This is a genomic window from Flagellimonas myxillae (genome assembly GCF_023502235.1).
Lineage (GTDB): Bacteria > Bacteroidota > Bacteroidia > Flavobacteriales > Flavobacteriaceae > Flagellimonas > Flagellimonas myxillae.
Genome location: NZ_JAMFLY010000003.1, coordinates 550,245 through 575,003 on the forward strand (window position 1 = coordinate 550,245; position 24,759 = coordinate 575,003).

The window sequence follows — 24,759 nt, forward strand, 5'->3', positions numbered from 1 at the left end:
CGGCAAAATTAGTTAATCCGCTGAAAACAAGTGTTTTTACAAGAATTTAAGGAGGTGCTTGTACGTCATGCCCGATAAAATAGCCAACCCAAAGCTAAGCAAGGTGCCAATGAGGACGTATTCCGTTAGCTTTCGGTTTTTCCCTTTGTTGAGATCTCCGAAACGGAACACGGATTTGGCCGCAATAAGCAAACCAATGGCGGCCCATTGACCCAAAAGGATAAATCCAAAAACAAAAAGACGTTCCAACATACCTATATACTTCCCTGCATTTTTCAAGGACCCTCCCTCCTCGGAATCATCATTGGTGATAACTTCCTTGATATAGGGCGCCAACAACATGCGCATGAGAACCCCGGAAACGAAAGTGACAAAAACAAGAAAGGTGATCAATAGTAGGCTTTGCTCCCCAAAAATTGAAGTGGGGTCAATTGTGAAGGGTTCAACCCAGTAAACGGCACCCATTATTACTACAAGATGAAGAATCTGGTCGAGAGCAAAGAGCCAGCGGTAATTTTTGGGGTTGGTAAGAGCCAATTTGGCAAGATCTATCAAGAAGTGGGTAGTAATGACAAGTACTACAATGCCCAAGTGTTGAAACTGCAATAATACCAGCAAAAGAAGGAGGTGGATACCCATATGCCAATAGAGGTATTTGGATTTCCATTTTTTTTGGAGTTTGTTATCAACCCAATGACTGGGTTGAAGCATAAAGTCGCCGATAAAATGGGCTAGGATAAGTTTTAAGGCAAGTAGAATCATGGTTTGGGGAGTTGGGCATTGTAGAATTTCGTCATTTTTTGGAGCGCATCAAAACCTGCTTTAGTCAGTTCTTCACTTATATTGCCCTGTGATTTATTAAGCAGTTGGGCAAGTTCTTTTTGATTTTTTTTTGGGTTTTTGATAGCATTTTTAACCGTCTGGGCGGTGGCCGGAGGCCAATGGTCCATGGTCAGTAGCGCAAGCTCTAGGAGTAGGTTCATTTGGTCATCAAAAGCTTTATGGGACGATTTTATACCCAAGTTTTGTCTTTTCAATCCTTCAAAACACTTCCCCGAATGTACATAGGCCTCCCCGTTGGATTCAGTTACTTTTTCGGCCTGATATCCCTTTTCACCCAAGCCAATGGCAATCCGAACGTCCAAGTTTTTAAATTGCTTGATACTGGCCTTGACGTACAATGAGGCTTCCAATGCTTTTCCTGGGGTGGTCACCAACTGAAAGCTGTCGCCCCTATAGATTTCCCACTCTTTCGGTTCCTTTCCATAGTGGTTTAGGGCTTGTTTTAATTCGGGTAGCCAAATAGATGCCTCCTGTTCGGTTGAGTTTTTTATATCGCCGGTAAGTACTGCAATCATGTCATGTGGTTTAAAATATCTGTAAAATAGCAGATAACTTAAAATATCTGCTGATTGGCAGATAATCTAAAATATCTGTTGATTGACAGATAATCAAAAATATCTGTAAAATAGCGGATAATCAAAAATATCGACAAAATAACCGATAAATGCGTGCTTTAATTGGGGACAGGTTCATTAAAATTGGGAACCAATTGGCCATCCATCCAGCTAAGCTCCCTGATTTCCACCGTAGTTTTAGTCCAATTTGTGGATTCATCGTAGAGTTCACCCTGTTCTTTTTTGAAAAGAATTTTATCCGGAAGGCCACCTACATCAGTTGGGAAAATAAAGCGTTCGGAATGGAAATACACCCCAGAATCCGTAACCTGTGATAACGATCCAACGGGGGTAAGCTCTCCGTTGTGCGCAAAAAGATAGGTGCCTCCACCGTCTACACCACAGGCTTCTGCGAAATAATTGATATACAAAATACCGTCAATGCCAGGGATGCCCTTGTTATCAAAGACTTCAATTTTGAAATCCGTATTGGACAGCGGAACCTTTATTTCAACATAATCCCCATGCTTCACGCTACGGATGTTCAAAAACGTCTTTTTGCCTTTCTTGGAATAGGCAAAATAGTAGTTTTCACCATTTAGGGTTTTTCTTTCCAACGATATTAGTCCACCAAGTACGTAGCCTGTGACACCATCATCGTATTTTACTTTGTAAAAGGGAGAGTCAAATCCCTTATAGGGCCAGGAAAACTGGGTCTTTTCCAAAATTTCTATCCATTCCCCGATTTTGAGCAACTCCAACACTTCGGATTCAGCACTGGGCGTGGACCTTAATTTTGTGTCGTTGCCAAAAACGTAGACTTTTTGCCCTGGTTGAAAAGAACATGCTTCCGTTGGACAATAGTAACTGTCCTGGGCATAGTTGAAAGAGAAAGTAAATAGGGTGGTTAGGGCCGTGATCCAAAATTTTGTTTTCATTTTATACAGTTTTAAAGTGAAGACAGCCCAAATGGGTGTTAAAAGATATACGGTACAAAATGTTAAAATGGTTTATTCATATAACCAAATAGGTGCTTGAATGGCGATGCTATAAAAAAAGAAACCCCGTCCATGGCGTGACGGGGCTCCTAAAATCAACAAAAAACACTATCCTCTTCTTCCCTTCTCCTGCATTTTCTTTTTGCCGTTCATTCTTTTTCTAAGCTTAAGTTTTTTCCAGGTCTGGTATTGATCATCGGTCAATATTTCCTTCATTTCCTGATGATGGGCAATTTGCCGATCCAAGCGTGCATTTTCAATCTCGAACCGCTCATCGGCTGTCGGCCTTTTAAGCTCGCCTTGCTCTTTTTTGGCCTTAAGTTCTTCACGTTTGGCCGTTAATCGCTCTGCTTGGGCCAAGTTAATTTCCATTATCCGTTCTTGTTGACCTTCCGTGAGATCAAGGGCCAATGTCAGTTTTTTGGTGTGGAGTGTAGCCATTTGCTCCGATGTCAAATCTGCCTTAAATCCACGTCCCTTCCTATTTACATTTCCTTGGGCGGCAACTCCAATGCTGGTCAATAGGAGCATTGCCATTACTAATCTTTTCATATGCTTAAATTTTAATGATTTGGAATTTGGACAAAGCATGGCCCAAATGGTTTAAAACCAAATCTATTTTTAATAAGCTTTTATGAATTGGTGTTGTAGCGGAATCTACTTTTGGACCACATGCATTTCCTCGACGGTGTCCTCGTCCTCCAAATTGTCCTCAAATTCTGTTTTTACCAGTTCCTTGGCGCGTAATTGTTGTTGGAACTCTTCGTGTTGCTCCACCACATAATAGATAGACGATGCGGTCAAGAAACAGATAAAATAAATAAGACTTTTGATTTTGTAGGTCATGATCTTAGGATTTGGGATTACTAAAATAGGCAAACCTATCGCCAATCTTCGCGATATGTTGTGAAGTTAACCTTTTTAGATGTGTATGGGACAAAATGCATGGTATAATCGATAAAATGCATGGTTTGCCCCAATCCAATCCTACAAAACTGTGTTTCCTACAAAAAGAAGACTATTTGGGATCTAAAATCAAGTCAATTCGCTCCAAGGCATCCTGTAGATGATACCTGCTCATACGGTCCGTAATTCTAGAGAGCCCACTTCTAATATCCCTTTTGAGATTGTTGAGCTCTGCCCGGGCCACCGAACGGATATCCGACTGACTGGTATTTACCACGGTCGATTTGCGATAACCTCCGAAATCAGAAAGTTTGTTCTGGTTTGGGGCTGTCATTAGGTACTCCAAACGATCAATATGCGCTTTCTGAAGGTTTCGCCTGTATGTGTCAATCGCCTTGCCGTTTCGAGTTTCGGACCAAAGCCCCCTTCGTAGGTCTTCCATCATGTCCAGAAGGCCATAAGCATTTTTGCCATTGATGGTTTCGTTCTCAATCAGACGTGCCATTTTTCCAAGATGGAGAAGGGTATTTAGATAGCGCACCTGGGTAGAGCGGATATTTTCCACGGAACCGGAATATTGAACCTTGTTGAAAATTTCTTGATCCAGAAGCCAGGTGGGAGTCTTAAAGAGTTGCTCCTGTAAGAAGGCCATGCAATTTTCTTGATGCGACTTGTCCACATGGGTATAGACCGCTCCTTCTTGGTCAGCCGTTTTGTAATGCTCGTATACGCCACCTATGTTATTGGCCACATGACCCATGTAGCGGCGGTACTGTGCAACAACTTGACCGTATAGGGTTTCAAGATCATCGTAGTTTTTGCCAACTTCCGTTGTCCACTGGGCCAAGTTCGGAACTATACGTTTCAAATTCTCTATTCCATACAGACCAGCTTTGATTGCATCATCTCCCAAATCCTCGGTTTGCGAGCTGGGATCATGGATGTCTCCGACCTGTTGATGGCCAAAGCGGTACATGGGGTCATTCTCATGTGCTCTGATCCATTGGTTCAAAATTGGTTTTTCATCTTTTGCTGATGTGCCAAGAATGGGTTTGTAACCCCATCGTATAGCATATTTATCATAAACACCGATGTTGGGCATCAAGGCGACACCGTCATCTCCAGGTTGGGCCACATAGTTAAACCTAGCATAATCCATGATGGAAGGAGCCGTACCATATTTTTTGGTAAACGATGCTGAACGCAGCGAATCCACGGGATAGGCCACGCTACTTCCCATATTGTGCGGGAGGCCCAAGGTATGTCCTACCTCGTGGGCAGAAACAAACCGAATTAAGCGTCCCATGATCTCATCCTTAAAAGCCACGCCTTGGGCCTCTGGATTAATGGCGGCTGTTTGCACGAAGAACCAATTCCGTAGCAACGACATCACGTTGTGGTACCAATTAATGTCTGATTCCAAAATCTCTCCACTTCGGGGGTCGCTAACATGGGGTCCATTGGCATTCGGTATCGGAGAGGCTAAATACCGCACCACAGAATAGCGAACATCCTCAGGAGACCATTCTGGGTCTTCTTCCAGGGATGGAGGGTCTTTGGCAAGGATGGCATTTTTAAAACCGGCCGCTTCGAAGGCCACTTGCCAATCTTCTATTCCTTTTTTGATAAAGGGAACCCACTTTTTGGGCGTTGCCCGGTCTACATAATATATGATGGGTTTCTTGGGTTCTACCAGTTCCCCGGCCTTGTATTTTTCAATATCTTCATCTTTAACTTCAAGACGCCAACGATCCAAATAGCGAACCGTTTTACTTTCTTGTGCATCCAATCCATAATCTACCTGCCCTCTGGCAAACCACCCTACTCGCTCATCAAAGTACCTTCTTTTCATGGGTTCTTTGGGCAATAGGATCATGGAGTTGTTGATTTCCACGGAAATGGACCCTAGAGTTTGATTGCTGGGAGGTTCATTGGCGACATAGGTTTTTACATGTCTGGCCTCCACATTCAGCGGATAACTCTTTACCGATTCTATATAGCTTCGTTCTCCATCCAATCTACTTACCTTATATTGCTTTCGATAATGTGATGGCAATCCAATCGCATTCACATCTTTTGAAAATAGTGGGTTGACCTCAATCACGGTAGCTGGATTCAGCGAGTCTTTTTTATTGAATGCTTTAATGTCGAAAGCAAAAAGTACCGGCTCAAAATTGGAATTGACCACTGCTTCGTGGATAGGTAGGGAATCCGCAGCTACATTACCGTAGGATACTACCCTTAGCAATATTTTCTTGTGTTTTTTCTCCCAACGCAACACTTGGGTGTTGATTTTACCCCCGCCAAAGCCAATTCCAGAAGCCGTTTTGGAAATTCTACTTACCATGAGCATTTCCCTGTTCAATAGCGAGTCTGGAATTTCGTAATAATGTTTGTCGTCTACTTGGTGCACTTGAAAAAGCCCGTCATCCGTCTTGGCCTCTTTGGTAATGACCTTGTCATAGGGTTGAATGTCACCTTTTTTGGGCTTTTCGTTGGCTTTTTGTTCAGTGTTTTTCTTTTTCTTTTTGAAAAGTTGGGCGTTTGTTTGGCCCACAAAACCTATTAGCATAATGGCCAATAAGACCTTGGGAAGTAGTTTTTGGATCATTTCATTGTCAGTTTGGTATTCTCAATGGCATCAAAGAACCTAAAAAACGTGAAAACAGACTGTTAAATAATTACTAACTCTGAATTTTTCGCAAAAATGCATCAACCTTTGGGAGCGCTCAATTTTACTGATAGTTCAGCTTGAATCCCTACTTATAACTGGGCTGAGGGAGAATTGGTTTTTGCCAAAAAAAACCAAAAAGCTGTAACAATTTACAATTAGGGTAGTCTTATAGGCATACATCATCAATCAAAAAATTCAATCAAAAATGAACAAATTATTAATGATTTACGGTTGTGTCCTTTTAAGTGGTTCCGCCGTAGCAAACGACCAGCAAAGTACTACCGATGCTGTTGTGGAAACACACACCAAACAGGTCAGTACGTTTGAGAACAATGTAACGCTACTTCAAATTGGTGGCGATTTTAATGAGGGAGCTTTTAGGTTTTACGAAATGTGGAACGAGGAAACCTCAGAACTGAATCTGAACGAAATAGAATTTTTGGAGGAAGACCTGGAAGTTGATCTTGGGTTTGATACCTCGGACTATCTTCCCAAGGACTTTGATCCTTATAAAAACTATTTTGATTTGAATTCCCTTATATATATTGAAAACGAAACTGAATGGCAATTGGATTTTGATTCCAGCTCCTATTTACCGGAAGGGTTTAACCCGTACTCCGAGGTAGTGGACGTACATTCGATCAATTATATGGAGGAAGAAGACCTAGATCTTGGTTTTGACACTAAGGATTATCTACCAGAAGGTTTTTCACCTTACGAACCATATATCGATTTAAATTCGATTCCTTATATAGAAGCCGAAAATGAGTGGGAATTAGGCACTGGTTTTGTACATAGCTTGCCAGAAGGATTTGATCCTTACTCTGAGGTTTTGGAAGTAGCTTCCATCAACTACATGGAAGATGAAGAAATAAACTTGGGCTTTGATACTTCAAAGTATCTCCCAGCAAACTTTGACCCCTATTCTAGGGTTGATTAGGTAGGATGTAATTTTCATTTTACAAATTTTTGAGTTAGTTAGTTTTAAAGCCCCCTTTTTGGGGGCTTTTTAATTTTTGACGCCTAAATCGACTGATTTAAAACGAGTTAACAAAAAAATAACACAAAAATCGATAAAGTGTATTTGATAAAAATCACCCTTTAACACTGCCAATCCTACAAATTTTTGGTGCTTGGATCACTGGGTTGATAATTGTGAAATACTACGATTGACAACTCCATTATTTGCCCAATTTTACCCTTACGTTAACGAAATTCTAATTGTAATAATCTTCACAATTGGTGGTTATATCTTTGTCTTAAATTTAAAAAACGGCAGTTATGAAAATTAGAAATATACTAGTGATACTGATCGCTGTTACCACCATATTCGCAGCGGCCAACAACAATAAAAAAACGAGTGCTCCCATCGAGCATTTTGATCTTAATACATTGGTTTTCCTTGAGGAAGAAAATGAATTGGTCCCGGGTTTTGACACCGCGTCCTATCTCCCAGATAGTTTTAACCCATACGAGGTAAAGTTCTCTCTGGAAGCCATTAACTATATGGAAGAAAATGATGAGGTGAATTTAGGTTTTGACACCTCCGGATATCTACCAGAAGGTTTTGATCCGTATATACAGTAAAGTTAGTTTTATACTTATTTTGAGTTAGTTAGTTTGTTTGGGCCCCTCGGTTTGGAGGGGCTTTTTTTTTAAAACAAAACAGGCACTACAAATTGGAAGACGAGGATCAACAACCCTACTGCGATCAAATTCAGAATTACCCCAACACGAGCCATTTGCGGAACCTTTACATAACCACTTGCAAAAACAATGGCATTCGGGGGAGTGGCCATAGGAAGCATAAAAGCACAACTACTGGCAATGGTCACCGGAATCAGTAAATACAGGATGGGGATATCCAGTCCAATGGCAATACCAGCCACCACGGGGGCCAGGACGGCTACCAAGGCCACATTGCTCATCAATTCGGTCATAAACAACATAAGGGCAATCAATAGCGAGGCAGTGAGCAAAATACTGATTTCACTGCTGGCAATGGCATTGGCCACGAGATCAACAATACCACTGGAAGACATTCCCTTTGCCAAAGCCAATCCTCCTCCGAAAAGGATTAATATGCCCCAAGCCAGTTTGGAAGTATCCTTCCATTGAATGATAAAATCCCCATTTTTGAGGTTGTAGGGAACAGCGAAAAGGGCAATGGCCGCAAAAATACTGATCATGGTATCCGACAGCCCAAGATTCGGGAATATCCCATTGATCAAGGTCCTGAATATCCAAAGGAAAACGGTAACCGCAAAAATGACCAAAACCAACTTCTCCTTACCCGAGGTAGGACCCAATTTTTCCAGCTCTTTCTGAATCACTTCTTTGGATGCATTAAACTGTAAATCCCTATTGGGATACATCCATTTGACCAGGACCACATAGCAGATTCCAATCATGAGGATGGAAAACGGAAGCCCCAAGGTCATCCATTTCAAAAAAGAGATTTCCGTGTTGTATTCATTTTCCAAGAGTCCGATCAGCACAGAATTGGGAGGTGTTCCAATAACAGTGGCTATCCCACCTGCATTGGCGGAAAAAGCGATTCCGAGCATTACACTCAAGGCAAAATTTCTATCGTTTTTGGTAAATCCATCTTCATCGTTGATCAATAAATTAATTACGGAAAGGGCAATGGGCAGCATCACTACCGTACTAGCCGTATTACTGATCCACATGCTCAAAGCGCCTGTAGCGATCATAAAACCCAAGACCACTTTGTTGGGTGTTGTTCCGGTAAGACGAATGATGTTCAACGCTATTCGTTTATGCAGATTTACCTTTTCCAACGCCAGGGCCATCACAAATCCCCCAAAAAACAAGAAGACTATGGGACTGCCATAGTTGGCCCCCACCTCTGCGATGGGTAAAACTTTGAGTATCGGAAATAGTAATAGGGGTAACAAGGCGGTCACGGAAATGGAAACCGCTTCGGTGATCCACCATATCAGCATCCAGATCGCCACGGCGATTACCGGATCTCCTTTTTCCGACACAAGAACGATTGGGAGGTTGGTTGCTATAAAAAATGCTATTGGTCCCAAAATAAGACCTAGTTTTTTACTGAATTCCATTTAGCTTCAAGCAGTTTTAGGGGTCATTATACCATCTTTGGACCTATTCAATTTGATATTCACCAAAATTTCGTGTAGCGTCTCCGTTGCCAAACCATGAAGTACTAGTCTATATGCTGCAGTATAGGTGGATGTGGGTACCATGGGATGCTTGTTATTGACCAAGCCAAGGTGTCCTGGGGTTCCCAATATCTGGGTGGTATAAATAGCGATGGTTTCATCAAGTTGGAGCGAGTTTGACGCCCGTACAAAATCGTTGGCGGTAAGGAACAACTGGTAAAATGGGGTAAACAGCTCAATGGCCGACCTAAGGTCCAAAATATTGGTCCACCTGGTAGGGAAATTTATGTGGTTGAACTGATTTTCGGATATCATCTCCAAGTTCAGGTTTCTTTGCTTTTCGATGGTAGCCCCTTTTTCCTTAAGCTCCCCATTAAGTTTGATCACAAAATTGTAAAGATTAAGATCGTGCTTTAGAAAAAGATCATCCTTGATACCATCAAAGTCATAAGGTTTTAGAGGACTTGTGGTAACCTGCACATCCGGAACATTTTTGGCGATAAATTCCAAAATCTCGCTGCCGGCGTGAAAATGACGAAAAATCAGAAGATTGGCGTCTGGGCTAACAAAATTTCGTAGTCCCCAGGCCAAGATTCTATGCAACGCTTTGGAAGAGTCGAACAGTTTTGGAAAAAAGAACTTTAAAATATGGATGAAAAACATGGAAACCTTGGACCATAGCTTAATGAATGGTAGCAGGTAACGGGTAGACCTGCTACTATTGTCCCGCATCAATGCCTGTTTGGTCTTGGTGTTAATGGGGATGCTACTGTCCAAATACATGGCCAACCAAGGATTGGGGTCCCTGGTATCGTGATTTTTTATGTCGAATTCCTCTTCCATTGTGCCCTCAATAATTTCCCAGTTCCTTTAGCTGCAAATGATAAAGCAAAGCAGTGGTTTTTGCCGTTTTGGCGATTTGCCCGGCAAGTTCCCTATTCATCAAAGGATGGTTCAAAGCCTCCTCCAATCTATGAAAATGATTTTCATCGGCTACCCCATGATATGTTAAAAATGAGACCTGATCGTCTTCCAACTGCAGTTGGTCTTGTATCAGATTTCCCCAATATCCCGCAAGTCTCTTGCCAATCCCCTCAATAATAAACATGGCACCAAGCAGGTCTATGGGGTTAGGTTTACTGGCCCTCTGAAACATATAAGAGGACAAGGCGACGCTGCCAACGTTCTTTTCCCCACTTTGAATGCGTTCTAAGGGTTCTCCTAGGGCCGCAAAGTTCTTTTCGAGCAATTGATAGTCTTTGTGCTCGGTGGCTGTATGCCTAATAAATGCCGAACGCAATTCAAAAAGTTCTATATCAATATTCGATGCTGCCCTTGATATCCACTGCGAACCATCGATTACCTGCTGTCTCAAATCGAGTAATAAAAGCTTGTAGTTTTCAAGACTCAAAGTGCCTTGATGGATTTGCTGCACTATGGGTATTTCCAAAAGTTTGTTCTCGAAATCAACCCAAATTTGGGTCAATTGCCGTACCAGCCATTCGGATGTGGGATTGCTCTCCACTCGCAGCTCTGGAGCTTCTACCTTTCGAATCGGATATTTATGCGCACGCTCTGCCTCAGAACCCACCACCTTCAATTTCATAAAAGCGGTGATAAACCGGCCACTTTCCGGAACCATGCAAATAACGGTATCCCCTTTTTTGAGCTTACCGGAATACATAAGTTCCTCCAGCATAATAAAAATGGACGCCGCCCCGGTATTTCCCTTAGTGGTGAGGTTGCTGAACCATTTGTCCTCTGGAATGTTGGCTCCACCCTTTTCCAACAGTTCCATAATGGGTTTTTTAAAGAACTGTGAAGAATAGTGGCAGCATAGCCAATCTATGTCCTCCGTACGCATTTTACCTTGGTCTATCAGACTAAAATAATGGGAAACACCAACCGCGATTACCTTGTCCAAAAGTCGTGTGTTCTGCTTCAAATTGATGGCGCCCGCCGCTGATGCCGATTCGTAATCTGGAAAATCAAGCCAACCTTGCACTTTTCCGTTGGTTTTATCCGAAGCGCCCACATACATGCACAAAGGGTTTTCATGGGCATGCGATTTAATATCGATCCATTCAATCTTAAGGGAAAGCCCTTTGGAATTGGGTCTGTTTTCCAAGACCATTGCCCCGGCACCATCAGACAACATCCATCGCAAAAACTCGGTATCAAAAGGGAGGGATTTTGCCCCTTGGCTTTCAAATCTGGATGCTTTGAACAAGCGACTTGCAAATTCACTCCCAACACAGAGCGCATTGTTTTTTTCTTTGGCCTTTATTTGGGTAAATGCACTTTTAACGGCCATCATCCCGCTGGCGCAAACGCTTTGAAAATTGGCCAATTCACAGTCCGGGTTCCCGAGTTCGGCATGCACCAAACTTGCGAAACCGGGAACAGGGAGATCACCTTGGGTGGTGCCCACAGCGATCATCTCTAGGTCTTTGGGCATGACCCCACTTTTTTCCAAGGCATTCTTAGCGGCAAGGGCAGCCAATTCGGCATTGGTGTGTGTGCTCACCTGTGCCTTGTCCAGGGCATAAAATCGCTTTTTGATTCCGTTTTGCTCCAAGATCTTGGACCTGACCCTACTGGATTTCCCTTGGATACGCCCCAAATAGTCTTCCATTTCATCGTTGGAAATGGCCTTGTTGGGCAAGAAAGCGCCTAAAGCATTGATATAAACCTCGCTCATGAAATATGAAAGAATATGTCATGACAAGATAGGATTATTGCCAAAACATATAGCTTCAAAAATGTATGAAATGTACGAGCCGCTCTTTTGAGTCTTTAGAAAAAGTAATAATGCTGGGGAATAGGCGAACCTAGGATACCACTTTGGCAAAAAGCCCTTCCTCCGTTTTTTCAACCTTGAACAGGCCATGTTTGGCCAAGCTCTTGGTACTTTTGTCCCATTTTTTTCCGCTAAGGCCAGCTTTTGCCTTTAGGTCTGCCAAGGGCATTTCTCCTTCAGGCTTTAGGATTTCCATGATAGTTTTTTCCTCCTCAGAAAGTTCGACCTGTTTTTTCTCAGGTCGCATTTGCGGGAAGAACAACACTTCCTGGATGGATGAGTTGTTGGTCATTAACATTACCAGGCGATCTATTCCAATTCCGATTCCGGATGTAGGTGGCATGCCATATTCCAATGCACGTAGAAAATCTTGGTCAATGAACATGGCTTCGTCGTCTCCTTTCTCGGAGAGTCGCAATTGCTCTTCAAATCGCTCACGTTGGTCGATGGGATCGTTCAACTCCGAATAGGCATTGGCCAATTCTTTTCCATTGACCATTAGCTCAAAGCGTTCCGTTAGTGCCGGATTGCTCCTGTGCTCCTTGGTCAGGGGGCTCATTTCCTTTGGATAGTCCGTAATAAAAGTGGGTTGTATATAATGATGCTCACACTTTTCCCCGAAAATCTCATCGATAAGTTTTCCAACGCCCATGGTCTCGTCCACTTCAATGTCCAATTTTTGGGCAACCTCCCGGAGTTGTTCCTCATTCATCCCTGCAACATCGTACCCGGTATGAATTTTAATGGCTTCCAAAATGGGAACACGGGCATAGGGTGCCTTGAATTCGATCTTGTGATCGCCCACCTTGACTTTCGTACTTCCATTGGCATCCATGGCGATTTTTTCCAAAAGTTGCTCCGTGGTGTCCATCATCCAGTTGTAGTCTTTGTAGGCTACATAGAGTTCCATTACGGTAAACTCTGGATTATGGGTACGGTCCATTCCCTCGTTCCTAAAATCCTTAGAAAATTCATAGACCCCGTCGAAACCACCCACGATCAACCTTTTCAGATAAAGTTCGTTGGCAATTCGCAGGTATAAAGGAATGTTCAGTGCATTGTGATGGGTTAAAAACGGACGCGCTGCCGCCCCACCAGGAATGGGTTGCAAAATGGGGGTTTCCACTTCCAAATATCCCCTTTCGTTATAAAACTCCCGGATACTGTTGGTGATCTTGGTCCGCTTGATAAAAGTTTCCTTTACTGCCGGATTCACCACCAAATCCACATAGCGTTGGCGATAGCGCAATTCAGGGTCGTTGAACTCATCGTAAACCTTTCCATCAGCATCTACTTTGGGTAGAGGCAAGGGGCGAAGTGCCTTGCTCAACAGGCTAAAGTTCTTCACCATCACCGTTTTTTCACCGACCTGGGTGGTAAATAGTTCCCCTTCAATCCCGATGATATCCCCAATATCCAACAATTTTTTATAGACTTCGTTGTAATGGGTCTTGTCATCCCCAGGGCAAATTTCATCCCGGTTGAAATACACTTGGATTCGACCTTCGCTATCCTGAAGTTCCGCAAATGATGCCTTGCCCTGGATTCGGCGCGACATCAATCTACCGGAAACCACCACCTGTTTCCCTTCCTCAAAATCGTTTTTGATGCTTATTGAAGTGGCATCAACTGGATATAACGCCGCCGGATAGGGATTGATTCCCAACTCCCGAAGCTTTGCTAATTTTTCCCTTCGAACGACTTCCTGTTCCGATAGCTGCATAGTCTATAAAAAATTAAAGCGCAAAATTACACTTTTGCGCTTTAATTCCTTACTTCGTCTTGCTTATTGTGGCATAATTGGGTGTATAGGACTGCCCGTTTAGGATTTGTGCCATGTCCTCCTCCAAAGTTTCAATGGGACTTTCCACGATTCGGTTCACTTCCTTGCCGTTTTTATAAAAGAGCATGGTGGGTACCCTAATGATGTTCAAACCCCGTTCTTCTCCCGTAGGGCTGGTCTTCACCTTACCGCTCCTTCGGTCAAGAGCCACAATGTCCAAGTTCTCCATGGGGAAATTGGCGGCCTCGAGGATTTTTAGAAATCTTGGAACCTCCCGTTTACTGTCCCCACACCAAGTGCCTAGGAACAATTTAACGTGATATCCATCTAGGGCAGGTTTAAATACTTTCACCAAGGTTTCGTCTACCGCATAGGAACTGTAGTTTGAAGAAAACCAACTGTTATACGGTTCGCTTTGCAAGCCCTCCAAGTTGATTTTTCCCAACAAAAAGGTTTTACCGTTTTCCTGTTCAATTTCTTGATTGACGGTCTGGGCATGCATCAGGCCAGAACCTAATAATAGGAAGGTCAAAAAAATACGTTTCATGATTTTCAGGTTTAAAATTTGTTCCGAAAATGGACCAAATCAATCCTGAATTTGTTTTAAAAGGGATGGAAATCGGGTCTAGACCCTGGGTTGATTTTTAATTTTTGAACAGGGAAACTATTTCTTGGCGGGAAGTCACCTCCAATTTTTTATAGAGGTTGTTGATGTGCGTTTTAATGGTACTATGGCTGATGAACAAGTCCGAGGCAATTTCTTTGTTGCTCTTGTCCTCAAGGATATGCTGTACAATTTTTTGCTCCTGTGGGGTTAACTTCTGAAGCAGTTCTTCCTTCATTTTTTTGCCCTTGGATTTTTGTCGAACCAACAGAAATAGATTAAGTCCGAGAGAAAGCAGCAAGAACAATCCTAGAAGTTGGTTCCAATTCCAATCACGGGAAGAACCAAAGTTTGCCAACTGTTGGTCGGCATTGATTTCGGCTTCAAATTGTTGGGTAAAAGCAGTATTTGGATAAGTGTTCTTAAGTCGATTCAAAAGTTGGGTGTAGTACCCATTGGTCGAAACGTCTTTCAGATAGTGGGCATAGGTTTCGTTACGTCTATCAGATAAAAAATCATAGATAAATAGCTCGGAAAGCGGCTCTTCGGATTCTTGGCCAAAGGCCTGTAGTCTACCAAACCATTTTTCTGAATTCAACCTTTGGTTGGCGGTACTCCTAAAATCCATAAAATCGAAGATCATTTCTTCTTTCAACTCCGCTATATCCAACAAAAGGGAAGAATTTGGATTGGTCGAGGTTATGGTGCAAAGCACTTGGTCCCCAAATGAGGTGGGGAATTGAACAGTGTCTTTGTTATTTGCAATGAAAAGCACACTCTGACTGCTATTGCATTGTCCTAAAAAATGCTGGGTGTTGTTTTCCTCGGAACAGGTGTCCAAATGGATGCGGTACACCCGGTTTGTTTCCAAAAGATTGTCGCCCTCAAAGCTAAATGCCCCCAAAGAATCCACCTTGGATTTTCGGATAATTTGTTCCAAGTATATCCGAGATGATTTACGGTAATCCTCAACTAGCGAAAGATAAACGGACTTGCCATGGTTTTCCTGTGCGACCTGGCCATAAAAATGGTATTGCGCCATGGATAGGGAGCTGGTCAGGAAAAAGAATAAGGCCGTTAGAATTCGCATAGCTTACTGTATCGAAATAAAAGTAAGGGTTTTGTGTAACAAATTACAGCTTTGGGCAACCTATAAATGTCATCAATCAAATAAATATTCTATGAGTTTCTGGCGTGTTTTATTGGCCATTCTTTTTCCACCTTTGTCGGTCATCGGAAAAGGTTGTGGTTCTTTTGTTATTGTGTTACTTTTAACGCTCTGCGGATGGGTGCCCGGCGTAATAGGGGCATTGGTCATTCTCAACAACACGAATTAAAACCAATCAGATGAAAAAAATCCATATTTGGGCTTGTGCAATGGCAGTTGCCCTTGTCTCCTCATGCAATTTTACCGAAGAAATCTTCCTGAATGAGGATGGCACTGGCAAGCTTTCCATAAACTTTGACGGGTCCGAAATAATGGAAATGGCCGGGGAAGAGATGGTGAAGAGCAACGAAAAACCTGTAGATTCCCTAATCTCCTTCAAAGACTTCTTGATAGAAAAAAAGGATAGTATCGCGCAATTACCGCCTGAGGAACAGGCCAAATTGAAACGTTTGGAGCCGTTTAATATGCACATGGTGATGAACCCTGAGGAAAAGGTGATGAAATTTGACCTTTTTAGCGAGTTCAAAAAAGTTGAGGAAGTCAATGATGCCTTTAATGCGTTCCAAGGCGCTAGCTCTTTTGGGCCAAACGGCGGGGAGGAGCAACAAGGAGGTATGGCATCCCAGGAGCCTACTACGGAAGTCACCTACTCCTTTAGGAAAAATACGTTCACCAGAAAATCCAAAATTCTGGACGAGGCGCTTTTTCAACAGAGTTTGGACAGTATGCAAGGCGCCGAAATGTTCTTATCTGGTTCCACCTATACGCTTAAATACCACTTTCCGCGTAGGGTAAAATCCGCCAGCGTTGAGGGGGCCACCTTTAGTGCCGATGGCAAGACCCTTTACTACGAAGTAGGGTTTATGGATTTGATGAAAGATCCATCTACCTTGGACTTGGAGGTAGAGTTGGAAAAATAGGGTACTCCATTCCCACTTCGTATCTTTGCAGGATGAACAAAAAAGTTGCCCTGCAAGATTTAGGCCTTAAGGACTATAAGGAAACCTGGGATTATCAGGAGCTGCTTTTTAAGCAGATAGTTGACCTGAAAATTAAGAACCGGCGAACCGAAGGTTTTGAGGAAACCCTCAACCATTTTCTTTTTGTGGAACACCCCCATGTGTATACCCTGGGGAAAAGCGGGGACATAGACAATTTGTTGGTGAACGAAGCCCAGCTTAAGGAGAACAATGCCACTTTCTACAAAATAAATAGGGGTGGGGACATTACCTATCATGGCCCTGGCCAAATTGTGGGCTACCCCATTTTGGATTTGGACAATTTTTTTACTGATATCCATAAATATCTTAGGTTCCTCGAGGAAATGGTGATACTTACCTTGGCCGAGTACGGCCTTAAGGCGGAACGTTCCGAAGGTGAGACAGGTGTTTGGCTGGATGTGGGAACACCTTTTGCGCGAAAAATATGCGCTATGGGCGTGCGAGCCAGCCGTTGGGTAACCATGCACGGTTTTGCACTAAACGTAAACGCCAATTTGGGATATTTCGATTTGATGATCCCGTGTGGCATTAGGGGTAAATCGGTGACCTCTTTGAATGTGGAGTTGGGCAGGAAGGAAGTTGATATGGACGAGGTAAAGGAGAAATTACTGCATCACTTTGCCAAGCTTTTTGAAGCTGAGCTCATCCATCAAAAAACCGAGGCGTAGGGACCTCGGTCTAGTTTTCTGGTTGGTTGCAAGCTAATTACTGCTCATAGGAAGTAAGCAAGCTAATACTTCTTAATTTTCCACCTTTTTTATTGTAATCCTCGGTCTTGACCATACCAACATTTTTGGCCAGCCACTGTTTGGTATATCCTTGACTTTTGATTCCCATTTTAATCTCCGTGGTGTAGGTAAGGATTACACATTTAAAGGTACCCGCCGGTGTGGTAATCTCCTCCTCCCCGATCACGGTTCTGTCCACCATATTTATGGTGGTTTTCATGGCAATGGGAGCTCCGGTCACACTTAGTTCCATGGAAGCGTCTGGGAGCACATCGTTTACGGAAAGGTTGTTGGGCAGATAAATGTTATTTCCTGTTATATCAACTTCCATATCTCCATACTGCCTTGTCATACCAGAGTTCATAAGGGATTTAAAGTCTATGGAAACTCCATCGTCCTCGCATTGCATCCCGTAAGTGGATTCTCCAAGGGATTTGTCTTTTTTGTCAAACATTTCCATGGTGTAGAGCACTTTGTCCCCATCATCGTTTTTGACAGCGTACACCACTTTTCCCTCTTTTTTCATTTTGTTGCTATACAGGGAGATTTCAAACTTGGCACCGTCGGATATCGGGTAGTATGTACTGCAATCGGTTTGTGCCTTAAGCGATTGATTGGCTGCAAGCCCCAGGACCAATAGAGCGGTTAAAAACTTTTTCATCTTACTGTCTTATAAATTCTACACGTCTATTTTGGGCTTTACCATCTGTGGTAGTATTGTCTCCCACAGGTTCGGATTCCCCTTTTCCTTCGGAAACAAGTCGGTCCGCGCCAATGCCATATACGTTGACCAAGGCGTTTTTAACTGCTTCTGCACGATCTTTGGACAGTTGAAGGTTACTCTCATCCGACCCATCGGAATCCGTGTGACCTACAATTTTGAGATTCATAGATCCTTCTTGCATCAGCACTTGGGAAATTTGTCTAATGATTCCCATGGACTGCGGTTGGATATTGGCAGAACCGGAATCGAATAAAATACCGTTGGTGGATATTTTTCCTTCTGAAATGAGTTTTCTTCTTAAATCCACTCCCCCTTCGGCTACCTTAAGATTGGTAATGAAAACTTTTTCCTTTCCATCCTGAAAACCGTTGGCCAGAAATTTTACGGTATGAATAACCGCGCCTGGCGCCACCAATCTGGGGACGTCGATATATTTTACCTCGTTTACCCATAATCTAAACCGTAGTTTGTTTACCGCTATGGAAATATGGGGGTTATTCAGAACTACGTCCCTTAAATCTGCCTTTACTGTACTTCGAATTTCCCTTCTCCCATTGATATTATTTTGCACAGTAACCCCTATGGCTGCGTATTGGCAAAATGGAATCTCGGCATAGGCATTATTGGTGCCAGGTTTAAATTGTGCATCGTCACTCAAGGTAATGGCCACTTTTGCCGTAGAGGAGGTCTTTCGGTCCAGGCCCACGGCAGCCAAATCAAATTCGATGGTGTATTCTTCTGGAAGTTGCGGGACATCGGGAATATAATATATGTTATAACCAGATTTGAGTTCCAACCATTTCTGGGGAGAATCCCCTAGGGTGACCAATTCGCCACCTGCATTTGTGTTCCATTTGGATGGAAAATCTCCTATAAAATCATAGCTAAAATCATCGAAGAACATTTGTTTGTCACCTGGAACATAATCAAACTTGCTATATACCTGAATGGTTTTAGGGCCAGAAGGTGCGGGCGTACCCGAATTTGGTGGCCCATCGGTTTGGTTTCCCTGGTTGCCTTGGCCTCCATCATTGGGTTGGGGGGTCCTTGGGGTTTGTTGCTTTCCTTTGGAACCAGGCTCGAGTATACTATCCAAGGCCTGATCTGTTTTTTCTGCAGTTTCTTTTTCAACGCGACGTTCGATGGTTCGTTCCGCCGCTCTTTCGGCACGTTTGCCGAGTTTTTTTAACAATTGCGCATTGCCGTTAAGACAAAAGCCAAATACGAGGGCAAAGCCCAAGAGGACTTTGCCTGGGGATGAGGTTTTCATTTCTATAGTGTTTTGATAGTGTGCTCTTTAAGGTAAAAGATTCTATCGTAAACTACAAAAGAAATTACCCCGGGTACGGGCAATTTGTGTGTTCTGTTTAAACTATTGTATAAGCTGCAATAATGGGGTCCTTAATTAATGCGGTAGACAATGATGGAGTTCTCTTGGTCCTTGGCTACCAGCTCAAGCTTTCTGTCGTTTTCAATATCCACCATATCGATAAGGGAATTGCCGAAGACGGGAAAGTTGGGAATGGGTTTGGCTTGACTGTCAAACAGATAGATTTTCTGGTTTTGGATATCCGTGACACTTACATAAATCTTGTCGTAGATATAGAATATTTTTGGTTGGGTATATACCCCAAGGTCCAGTTCAACTTTTTTTCCTTTTATGCTCAGTACGTTATCGTCCATAAAAACCAGGGTCTTGCTGGTAGTAAACATGCCATGGTCTTGCCCCAGGTTAAAATTGGTGCTGGAAAGCTTGCCCCGAATATCAATTTGATGCAGAACTCCCTTTTTATTGGTAACTGAAAACTTGTCTTTATAGAGGAATACCCCATTTCCGGAAAAGTCTATTTTTTCTGCCACCTTAATACGGTCACCCCCTGATCTATGCAAAATTTTCAGGGTTTTATCCTCCAGTTCAAATACCAAAAAATCCTTGTTGGAAACCCTAAAGTGTTTAGGTGCTGACAATATGGGGCTTTGGGCTCGGGTATAGGTAAATCCGTCCACAATGTTTCCTCGGTTATTATACATGTAAACTCTTTCTCCTTGCGTGATTACAAATCGGTAATCCTTTCGACCTTCGTAATCAAATACGGCCAAAGGGTTGAGATTGCCTCCTTCAAATGTTTTCGTAAAAGGAGGTACGTCTTCTCCATTTCTATCAATGATCAAGAACTGGTTGTTGGTACAAAACGCCAGTTGCAATCGACCATTTTTATAGATGTCCACCTGCTGTATACGACCTTGGACCCTGCCTTCCAGTTGCTTTTTCCATAGAATCTTTCCATCTGTGGAAATTAGGTGCAGCACATTGTTCTGGTCTTGTACCACGACTTCTTGCTTGTTGGTCCGATGGTTTTTTACGAATTGTGGGTCTATGGCCAAATCAGTGTCCAGTTCCAATGTGAACAATGGGGTCACTGATTTTGAGCTGGAACTTTTGGCAATTTTTGAAATGGTCATGTTGGCATGGGAGAACCCGTTGTCGGATACGAATTGCGCCGCAAATGCATGATCCTTTAAATCGGAGGGCTTAAGATTATTGCTCAGTGTGGACACTAGGTCCTCATCGGCAAAATATCGAATGCCGGAAGCGGTGGAAACAAAAAGAATGCTCGATTCGCTCGCCAAAGTACCGGCCGCTGTCTGGAAAACTGTGGTTTGGTCAAAAGTAGATCGGCTTTTATAATTGCTCAACAAGGTCTGAAGCTCCTCGCGGTTCTCTGAAAAAACAAAGGTGTCCTCCAGAATACTGCAAAAATTAGACTTGAAATCCGTAAGTAATGGGTCAAACCCATCCGTTAAAAGGGTGTTGGTTTTTAATGAAATAATTTCATTGCCCTGATATGTTGTACTACCCGTTTTATCGCTTTCCAAGAAAGTGGAAATGCTTTCTGCTCCATAGGCATTAAGTAGCACGACCTTTTCATTGTTTACATGGATCACCCCAAGTTCCTCTACGGTCTTGAATAGGGAATCCACGGGTTTGACCCTGTCTAAATAAACATTTTGGTTTTCGGCAAATACGGAGTAATCATCAAATGTATAGGCGATCAGGGCTTGGGTATTTTGAGGGGCATACTGGGGAGTTCTGTGTGCTAACGAATGCGTCCCTTTAAATAGGTTGATAAAATTCTTGGTAGAATCGGAAGCCAGGGTCACCCCGCTGAGACTCAAGTGGTCCGAATTGGCCTCAAAATCCAAGCTCAACCAGTCCGAAAAGGCTTGAAGTCGGTTCTCACTTTCCTTAATTTGTGAGGAGGGCAGGGACGAAGGTTCGTCCATATTAAAGAAAAGTGTTGCTGTCTTTGCGGGTGTGGAAGTATTGTAAAGGCGTTTTAGGGTTTCATCACCTGCATTGGCCTTTGGGCTTCTAAGCATATTTTCCATGAGTATTTGTGACGAAGTAAGATGTAGGGCATCATCAACTATAGCACTGTACACTTCCTGATCTCCCAAGGTATATTTTGTAATGTTTTTGTTTTGGTAGGTCAAGTTCTCCACCGTCCGGTTTGGTATACTATCGGCATTAAAAGTCGTGGCCCCTTTTTCCAAGGTCATTATAAACTCGTGGTTGTTCTTTCCCACCTCATAAAACGCCAAAAGACAGGATGCTTCCGAGTCCAAGTGGTCCAATCCATTTAGTTTACCCTCTAAATCCTGATAAATTCCAAGGTTTTGGATTTTTTCAAGAAATGCACTGTTCTTCAGTTCGCTTTTAAAGTTGGATAGGTTATTGATCTTGACAATCAAGCTAGAACTGGGCAACAGGTGGTCCAGTAGGGAATCTGTGGACTGCACCTCGGGTTTACAACAAATAAAGAATATACAAACTAGGAGCAGTGCCTTACATTTCATTTTCAGGATTTGCAACAAATTTAGGATTTTAGAAATCCAGTGTCAACTGTTCCGGAAGTTGTCTGAAGCTTTTTCTGTGGTATTTGGTAATCCCGTATTTTTTTATGGCCTCCCTATGCTCTTTGGTGGGATATCCCTTGTTTTTTTTCCAGTTGTACATGGGGTACTCTTCGTGAATTTGGGCCATGTATTCATCTCTGTAGGTTTTTGCCAAAACCGAAGCCGCGGCAATGCTCATGAATTTGCCGTCGCCTTTAATGATGCATTCGTAGGCAACATTTTTGTAAGGTTTGAATCGATTTCCATCCACTAGGATAAGGCTGGGGGTGGTCTCAAGTCCGTCCAATGCTCGATGCATGGCCAGGATGGAAGCGTTAAGAATGTTGATGCTGTCTATTTCCTGTTCAAATACATGGCACACCGAATAACAAACGGCATGGTCTTCAAGAAGGGGTCTTAAATGTTCCCGTTTTAGCTCGGTGAGTTGCTTGGAATCGTTCAATACTTCGTTATGGAAATCTTCGGGTAGTATTATAGCGCCAGCGGTTACCGGTCCGGCGAGGCATCCTCTGCCTGCTTCGTCCGTACCTGCTTCGTCCGTAAACTTATACCACTTTTTTAACATGTTCTAAAGGCAAGAATAACTAAGGTTTGGGTTGAAATCTAAGAAGAAAACCGTAAACCTGAAACTTTAGATCGGGCAGATTCAAACTTTCACATTTCTTTAGAAACAAAACGTATACCTTTGCCTGACCAATAGTAAGGAATGCGATTTATATTTTTTGCCCTATTCTTTTTATTGAACCTAACCTTGTTCGCCCAGCAGGATTCCATCCCGCCCCCTAAAAAGATAGATTCCGTTCTTGTGGGCCAAGACTCCATACCTCCGGTCCAACACGTGGATTCCTTGAAGCTAAAGCAACCTATTAAGACCAAGGATTCAGTAAAGACTAAGGATTCCGTCAAGTTTAAAAGACCTAGACTTAGAAGACCCCCTAACGAGATTGTGCCTATAGACTCTGTTTCCATAGAGGATTACAAGATTATTTCGTATTCCAGGGACACTACTTATTTGGATACCACCCTTACCATCCAAAAAGAATATAAGTACAACTTTTTGCGAAAAGATGATTTTGAAGTAATGCCCTTCGAGAACATTGGTCGCCCTTATAACGAACTGGGCAGGGTGTTTTCGAACAGATCGTACTACCCGCGATTGGGAGCGACCGCTCGAAATTCCAATTATATGGAGGTGGAGGACATTAATTATTACCATGTACCCACTCCCATGACGGAACTTATGTTTAAGACTACCTTGGAGCAGGGGCAGTTGTTGGATGCCGTGCTGGCATTCAATCTTTCAAAACAATTTAGTGCGTCCATTGCCTACAAAGGGTTTCGATCTTTGGGGAAATATCGATTTGATCAGACCCAATCAGGAAATTTCCGGACTACCTTCAGTTATGTAAATAAAAAGAACACCTACGCTTTACGAAGCCATATAACTGCCCAGGATTTGGAATCGGAGGAAAATGGCGGTTTGCTGTTAAGGGAGCAATTTGAAAATCCTGAAACTGACGAATTTACCGATCGGTCCCGAATAGATGTCCAATTTACCAATGCCAACAATAGAATTTTGGGCAAGCGCTATTATTTGGATCATCGTTGGAAACTGTTCAACGTAAAAAAGGATTCGACCAAGGGATTGCCGACGAGTTTGACACTGGGCCATGAGTTTACCTACGAGACAAAGTTTTACGACTTTACACAGTCTGCACAAAACAATGCTTTCGGAGCAGAACCTTTTGTGGAACCCATAGCGGACCGGGCGAGATTGAAAACGATGTTTAATAGAGTATCGGCGGAGTTTTCCAATCGAATTCTTGGACGACTTACGGGAACGGCAAGCTTGTTCAGTTATAATTACTTTTTCAATAGCATTTTGGAAACAGATGATGGCATTATCCAAAATAAATTAAAAGGTAAGGAGATAAGTATAGGAGGGAACTATCTCAAGAACTTTGGCCGACTTAGTTTGAGGGGTGACCTTAATTACAACCTGTCCGGGGAATTGGCGGGCAATGCATTCAATGCCCAGGTGGACTATCGAATAAATGACAACAACAGGATTTCAGGGGGCATTCATGCATCCTCCCGAATGCCTGATTTCAATTATTTGTTGTATCAGAGCGATTACCGGAATTACAATTGGCAAAATACCGAAACCTTTGAAAAACAGCAGGTACAGAATATTAGCTTTAGTTTGGACTCAAAGCTTCTGGGGCATTTGATGGCCGAGTATAGTGCCATTGACAATTATACCTATTTTCAATCCACTGCCACCCAGGAGGAGATTGATGCCGGTCAGGAAACAGCATTTGTTAGACCTTTTCAGGAAGCGTCCACAATCAACCACTTGCGTGTAAAGTATTTCAAGGAGTTCAAGTGGCGAAGATGGGCATTGGCGAACACGGTGCTCTACCAAGAGGTCACCCAGGACAATCAGGTGATCAATGTTCCACAGCTGTTGACCAGGAATACCTTGTATTTTTCCAAAGAAGTATTTAAAAAGGCCATGTTTTTACAGACGGGGGTTACTGCAAAGTACTTTACCTCTTATAATATGAATGCGTACAATCCGCTCTTGGGAGAGTTTTATATTCAGAATAACGAAGAATTTGGTGCGTATCCTTTGTTGGATTTCTTTATTAATGCAAAGATCAGGCAAACAAGGGTTTATCTTAAAGCGGAACATTTTAATACCCTATTTACTTCCGAACCCAACTATTACTCAGCTCCAAATTACCCGTATAGGGATTTTGTTATCCGCTTTGGATTGGTGTGGAATTTCTTTTCTTAAAATTATCATAATCCCCAAATAATTTATAGCTGAAAAACAGCATGTTACAAGGGCTTCATTTTTTTTGAAAAAAATATAGCCAAAACTATTTGCTGAGAAAAAATAACCTACT

At 42.7% G+C, this 24,759-nt stretch carries 22 protein-coding genes; 6 read left to right on the plus strand and 16 right to left on the minus strand.

The window, feature by feature from the left end; translation table 11 throughout:
- Positions 1-36: 36 nt before the first annotated feature.
- The 6 genes from M3P07_RS15125 to M3P07_RS15150 form a co-directional block, all read right to left on the minus strand.
- Positions 37-762, minus strand: coding sequence for a DUF3307 domain-containing protein (locus M3P07_RS15125; RefSeq protein ID WP_249970768.1), 726 nt, complete (start codon positions 760-762; stop codon positions 37-39).
- Entirely contained in the window at positions 759-1,358 is a 600-nt protein-coding gene (locus tag M3P07_RS15130; RefSeq protein ID WP_249970769.1) for a transcriptional regulator, read from the minus strand. The genes M3P07_RS15125 and M3P07_RS15130 overlap by 4 nt, the downstream gene beginning before the upstream one ends.
- 158 nt (positions 1,359-1,516) lie before the next feature.
- Entirely contained in the window at positions 1,517-2,335 is an 819-nt protein-coding gene (locus tag M3P07_RS15135; protein ID WP_249970770.1) for an SH3 domain-containing protein, read from the minus strand.
- A 168-nt stretch (positions 2,336-2,503) separates the two neighbouring features.
- Positions 2,504-2,947: a DUF4890 domain-containing protein gene (locus M3P07_RS15140; RefSeq protein WP_249970771.1), complete on the minus strand. Its 444-nt coding sequence runs from the start codon at positions 2,945-2,947 to the stop codon at positions 2,504-2,506.
- A 105-nt stretch (positions 2,948-3,052) separates the two neighbouring features.
- Complete coding sequence (locus tag M3P07_RS15145) at positions 3,053-3,241, minus strand: hypothetical protein (RefSeq protein WP_249970772.1); 189 nt, start codon at positions 3,239-3,241, stop codon at positions 3,053-3,055.
- A gap of 172 nt (positions 3,242-3,413) precedes the next feature.
- Positions 3,414-5,912 (minus strand): zinc-dependent metalloprotease, encoded by a 2,499-nt coding sequence (locus M3P07_RS15150; protein WP_249970773.1) that lies wholly within the window; start codon positions 5,910-5,912, stop codon positions 3,414-3,416.
- A 268-nt stretch (positions 5,913-6,180) separates the two neighbouring features.
- Between M3P07_RS15150 and M3P07_RS15155 the strand changes: the two genes are divergently transcribed.
- Both M3P07_RS15155 and M3P07_RS15160 read left to right on the plus strand, forming a co-directional pair.
- Positions 6,181-6,915 (plus strand): hypothetical protein, encoded by a 735-nt coding sequence (locus M3P07_RS15155; protein WP_249970774.1) that lies wholly within the window; start codon positions 6,181-6,183, stop codon positions 6,913-6,915.
- A 341-nt stretch (positions 6,916-7,256) separates the two neighbouring features.
- Positions 7,257-7,562: a hypothetical protein gene (locus M3P07_RS15160; RefSeq protein ID WP_249970775.1), complete on the plus strand. Its 306-nt coding sequence runs from the start codon at positions 7,257-7,259 to the stop codon at positions 7,560-7,562.
- A gap of 68 nt (positions 7,563-7,630) precedes the next feature.
- On the opposite strand, the gene M3P07_RS15165 is transcribed toward M3P07_RS15160, so the two are convergent.
- The 6 genes from M3P07_RS15165 to M3P07_RS15190 form a co-directional block, all read right to left on the minus strand.
- A complete protein-coding gene (locus tag M3P07_RS15165) occupies positions 7,631-9,061 on the minus strand; it encodes an SLC13 family permease (protein ID WP_249970776.1) in 1,431 nt (476 codons plus the stop codon).
- A 6-nt stretch (positions 9,062-9,067) separates the two neighbouring features.
- Positions 9,068-9,964, minus strand: a complete 897-nt coding sequence (locus M3P07_RS15170) for a DUF6999 family protein (RefSeq protein ID WP_249970777.1) — start codon at positions 9,962-9,964, stop codon at positions 9,068-9,070.
- Positions 9,965-9,971: 7 nt separating this feature from the next.
- The gene (locus tag M3P07_RS15175; RefSeq protein ID WP_249970778.1) at positions 9,972-11,822 is read right to left on the minus strand and encodes a 3-oxoacyl-[acyl-carrier-protein] synthase III C-terminal domain-containing protein; all 1,851 of its coding nucleotides are present in this window, start codon (positions 11,820-11,822) and stop codon (positions 9,972-9,974) included.
- 130 nt (positions 11,823-11,952) lie between these two features.
- On the minus strand, positions 11,953-13,644 hold the full coding sequence (gene lysS / locus M3P07_RS15180) for a lysine--tRNA ligase (RefSeq protein WP_249970779.1): 1,692 nt from the start codon (positions 13,642-13,644) through the stop codon (positions 11,953-11,955).
- A 49-nt stretch (positions 13,645-13,693) separates the two neighbouring features.
- Positions 13,694-14,251, minus strand: a complete 558-nt coding sequence (locus tag M3P07_RS15185) for a thioredoxin family protein (protein ID WP_249970780.1) — start codon at positions 14,249-14,251, stop codon at positions 13,694-13,696.
- Positions 14,252-14,348: 97 nt separating this feature from the next.
- Positions 14,349-15,398, minus strand: coding sequence for a response regulator transcription factor (locus M3P07_RS15190; RefSeq protein WP_249970781.1), 1,050 nt, complete (start codon positions 15,396-15,398; stop codon positions 14,349-14,351).
- A 91-nt stretch (positions 15,399-15,489) separates the two neighbouring features.
- On the opposite strand from M3P07_RS15190, the gene M3P07_RS15195 reads away from it, so the two are divergent.
- From M3P07_RS15195 to lipB, 3 genes are read left to right on the plus strand one after another with little or no spacing between them, the layout of a single operon-like run.
- Positions 15,490-15,645: a YqaE/Pmp3 family membrane protein gene (locus tag M3P07_RS15195; protein ID WP_106143045.1), complete on the plus strand. Its 156-nt coding sequence runs from the start codon at positions 15,490-15,492 to the stop codon at positions 15,643-15,645.
- A gap of 10 nt (positions 15,646-15,655) precedes the next feature.
- Positions 15,656-16,396: a hypothetical protein gene (locus tag M3P07_RS15200; protein ID WP_249970782.1), complete on the plus strand. Its 741-nt coding sequence runs from the start codon at positions 15,656-15,658 to the stop codon at positions 16,394-16,396.
- A gap of 32 nt (positions 16,397-16,428) precedes the next feature.
- On the plus strand, positions 16,429-17,145 hold the full coding sequence (lipB, locus tag M3P07_RS15205) for a lipoyl(octanoyl) transferase LipB (protein ID WP_249970783.1): 717 nt from the start codon (positions 16,429-16,431) through the stop codon (positions 17,143-17,145).
- 37 nt (positions 17,146-17,182) lie between these two features.
- Here the strand turns inward: lipB and M3P07_RS15210 are convergent, their stop codons facing one another.
- The 4 genes from M3P07_RS15210 to M3P07_RS15225 all read right to left on the minus strand — a co-directional run bounded on the left by M3P07_RS15210 (position 17,183) and on the right by M3P07_RS15225 (position 22,412).
- The gene (locus M3P07_RS15210) at positions 17,183-17,866 is read right to left on the minus strand and encodes a TapB family protein (RefSeq protein ID WP_249970784.1); all 684 of its coding nucleotides are present in this window, start codon (positions 17,864-17,866) and stop codon (positions 17,183-17,185) included.
- A gap of 1 nt (position 17,867) precedes the next feature.
- Positions 17,868-19,199, minus strand: a complete 1,332-nt coding sequence (locus M3P07_RS15215; RefSeq protein ID WP_249970785.1) for an OmpA family protein — start codon at positions 19,197-19,199, stop codon at positions 17,868-17,870.
- Between the two features lie 131 nt (positions 19,200-19,330).
- Positions 19,331-21,787: a ribonuclease HII gene (locus tag M3P07_RS15220; RefSeq protein ID WP_249970786.1), complete on the minus strand. Its 2,457-nt coding sequence runs from the start codon at positions 21,785-21,787 to the stop codon at positions 19,331-19,333.
- Positions 21,788-21,815: 28 nt separating this feature from the next.
- On the minus strand, positions 21,816-22,412 hold the full coding sequence (locus tag M3P07_RS15225; RefSeq protein ID WP_249970787.1) for a ribonuclease HII: 597 nt from the start codon (positions 22,410-22,412) through the stop codon (positions 21,816-21,818).
- A 141-nt stretch (positions 22,413-22,553) separates the two neighbouring features.
- Between M3P07_RS15225 and M3P07_RS15230 the strand changes: the two genes are divergently transcribed.
- Complete coding sequence (locus M3P07_RS15230; protein WP_249970788.1) at positions 22,554-24,647, plus strand: putative porin; 2,094 nt, start codon at positions 22,554-22,556, stop codon at positions 24,645-24,647.
- The last annotated feature ends 112 nt before the right edge of the window (positions 24,648-24,759 follow it).

Coding starts and splice junctions, on each gene's coding strand:
- M3P07_RS15125 (WP_249970768.1), bottom strand. CDS start 762: ATGATTCTACTTGCCTTAAAACTTATCCTAGCCCATTTTATCGGCGAC.
- M3P07_RS15130 (WP_249970769.1), bottom strand. CDS start 1,358: ATGATTGCAGTACTTACCGGCGATATAAAAAACTCAACCGAACAGGAG.
- M3P07_RS15135 (WP_249970770.1), bottom strand. CDS start 2,335: ATGAAAACAAAATTTTGGATCACGGCCCTAACCACCCTATTTACTTTC.
- M3P07_RS15140 (WP_249970771.1), bottom strand. CDS start 2,947: ATGAAAAGATTAGTAATGGCAATGCTCCTATTGACCAGCATTGGAGTT.
- M3P07_RS15145 (WP_249970772.1), bottom strand. CDS start 3,241: ATGACCTACAAAATCAAAAGTCTTATTTATTTTATCTGTTTCTTGACC.
- M3P07_RS15150 (WP_249970773.1), bottom strand. CDS start 5,912: ATGATCCAAAAACTACTTCCCAAGGTCTTATTGGCCATTATGCTAATA.
- M3P07_RS15155 (WP_249970774.1), top strand. CDS start 6,181: ATGAACAAATTATTAATGATTTACGGTTGTGTCCTTTTAAGTGGTTCC.
- M3P07_RS15160 (WP_249970775.1), top strand. CDS start 7,257: ATGAAAATTAGAAATATACTAGTGATACTGATCGCTGTTACCACCATA.
- M3P07_RS15165 (WP_249970776.1), bottom strand. CDS start 9,061: ATGGAATTCAGTAAAAAACTAGGTCTTATTTTGGGACCAATAGCATTT.
- M3P07_RS15170 (WP_249970777.1), bottom strand. CDS start 9,964: ATGGAAGAGGAATTCGACATAAAAAATCACGATACCAGGGACCCCAAT.
- M3P07_RS15175 (WP_249970778.1), bottom strand. CDS start 11,822: ATGAGCGAGGTTTATATCAATGCTTTAGGCGCTTTCTTGCCCAACAAG.
- lysS (WP_249970779.1), bottom strand. CDS start 13,644: ATGCAGCTATCGGAACAGGAAGTCGTTCGAAGGGAAAAATTAGCAAAG.
- M3P07_RS15185 (WP_249970780.1), bottom strand. CDS start 14,251: ATGAAACGTATTTTTTTGACCTTCCTATTATTAGGTTCTGGCCTGATG.
- M3P07_RS15190 (WP_249970781.1), bottom strand. CDS start 15,398: ATGCGAATTCTAACGGCCTTATTCTTTTTCCTGACCAGCTCCCTATCC.
- M3P07_RS15195 (WP_106143045.1), top strand. CDS start 15,490: ATGAGTTTCTGGCGTGTTTTATTGGCCATTCTTTTTCCACCTTTGTCG.
- M3P07_RS15200 (WP_249970782.1), top strand. CDS start 15,656: ATGAAAAAAATCCATATTTGGGCTTGTGCAATGGCAGTTGCCCTTGTC.
- lipB (WP_249970783.1), top strand. CDS start 16,429: ATGAACAAAAAAGTTGCCCTGCAAGATTTAGGCCTTAAGGACTATAAG.
- M3P07_RS15210 (WP_249970784.1), bottom strand. CDS start 17,866: ATGAAAAAGTTTTTAACCGCTCTATTGGTCCTGGGGCTTGCAGCCAAT.
- M3P07_RS15215 (WP_249970785.1), bottom strand. CDS start 19,199: ATGAAAACCTCATCCCCAGGCAAAGTCCTCTTGGGCTTTGCCCTCGTA.
- M3P07_RS15220 (WP_249970786.1), bottom strand. CDS start 21,787: ATGAAATGTAAGGCACTGCTCCTAGTTTGTATATTCTTTATTTGTTGT.
- M3P07_RS15225 (WP_249970787.1), bottom strand. CDS start 22,412: ATGTTAAAAAAGTGGTATAAGTTTACGGACGAAGCAGGTACGGACGAA.
- M3P07_RS15230 (WP_249970788.1), top strand. CDS start 22,554: ATGCGATTTATATTTTTTGCCCTATTCTTTTTATTGAACCTAACCTTG.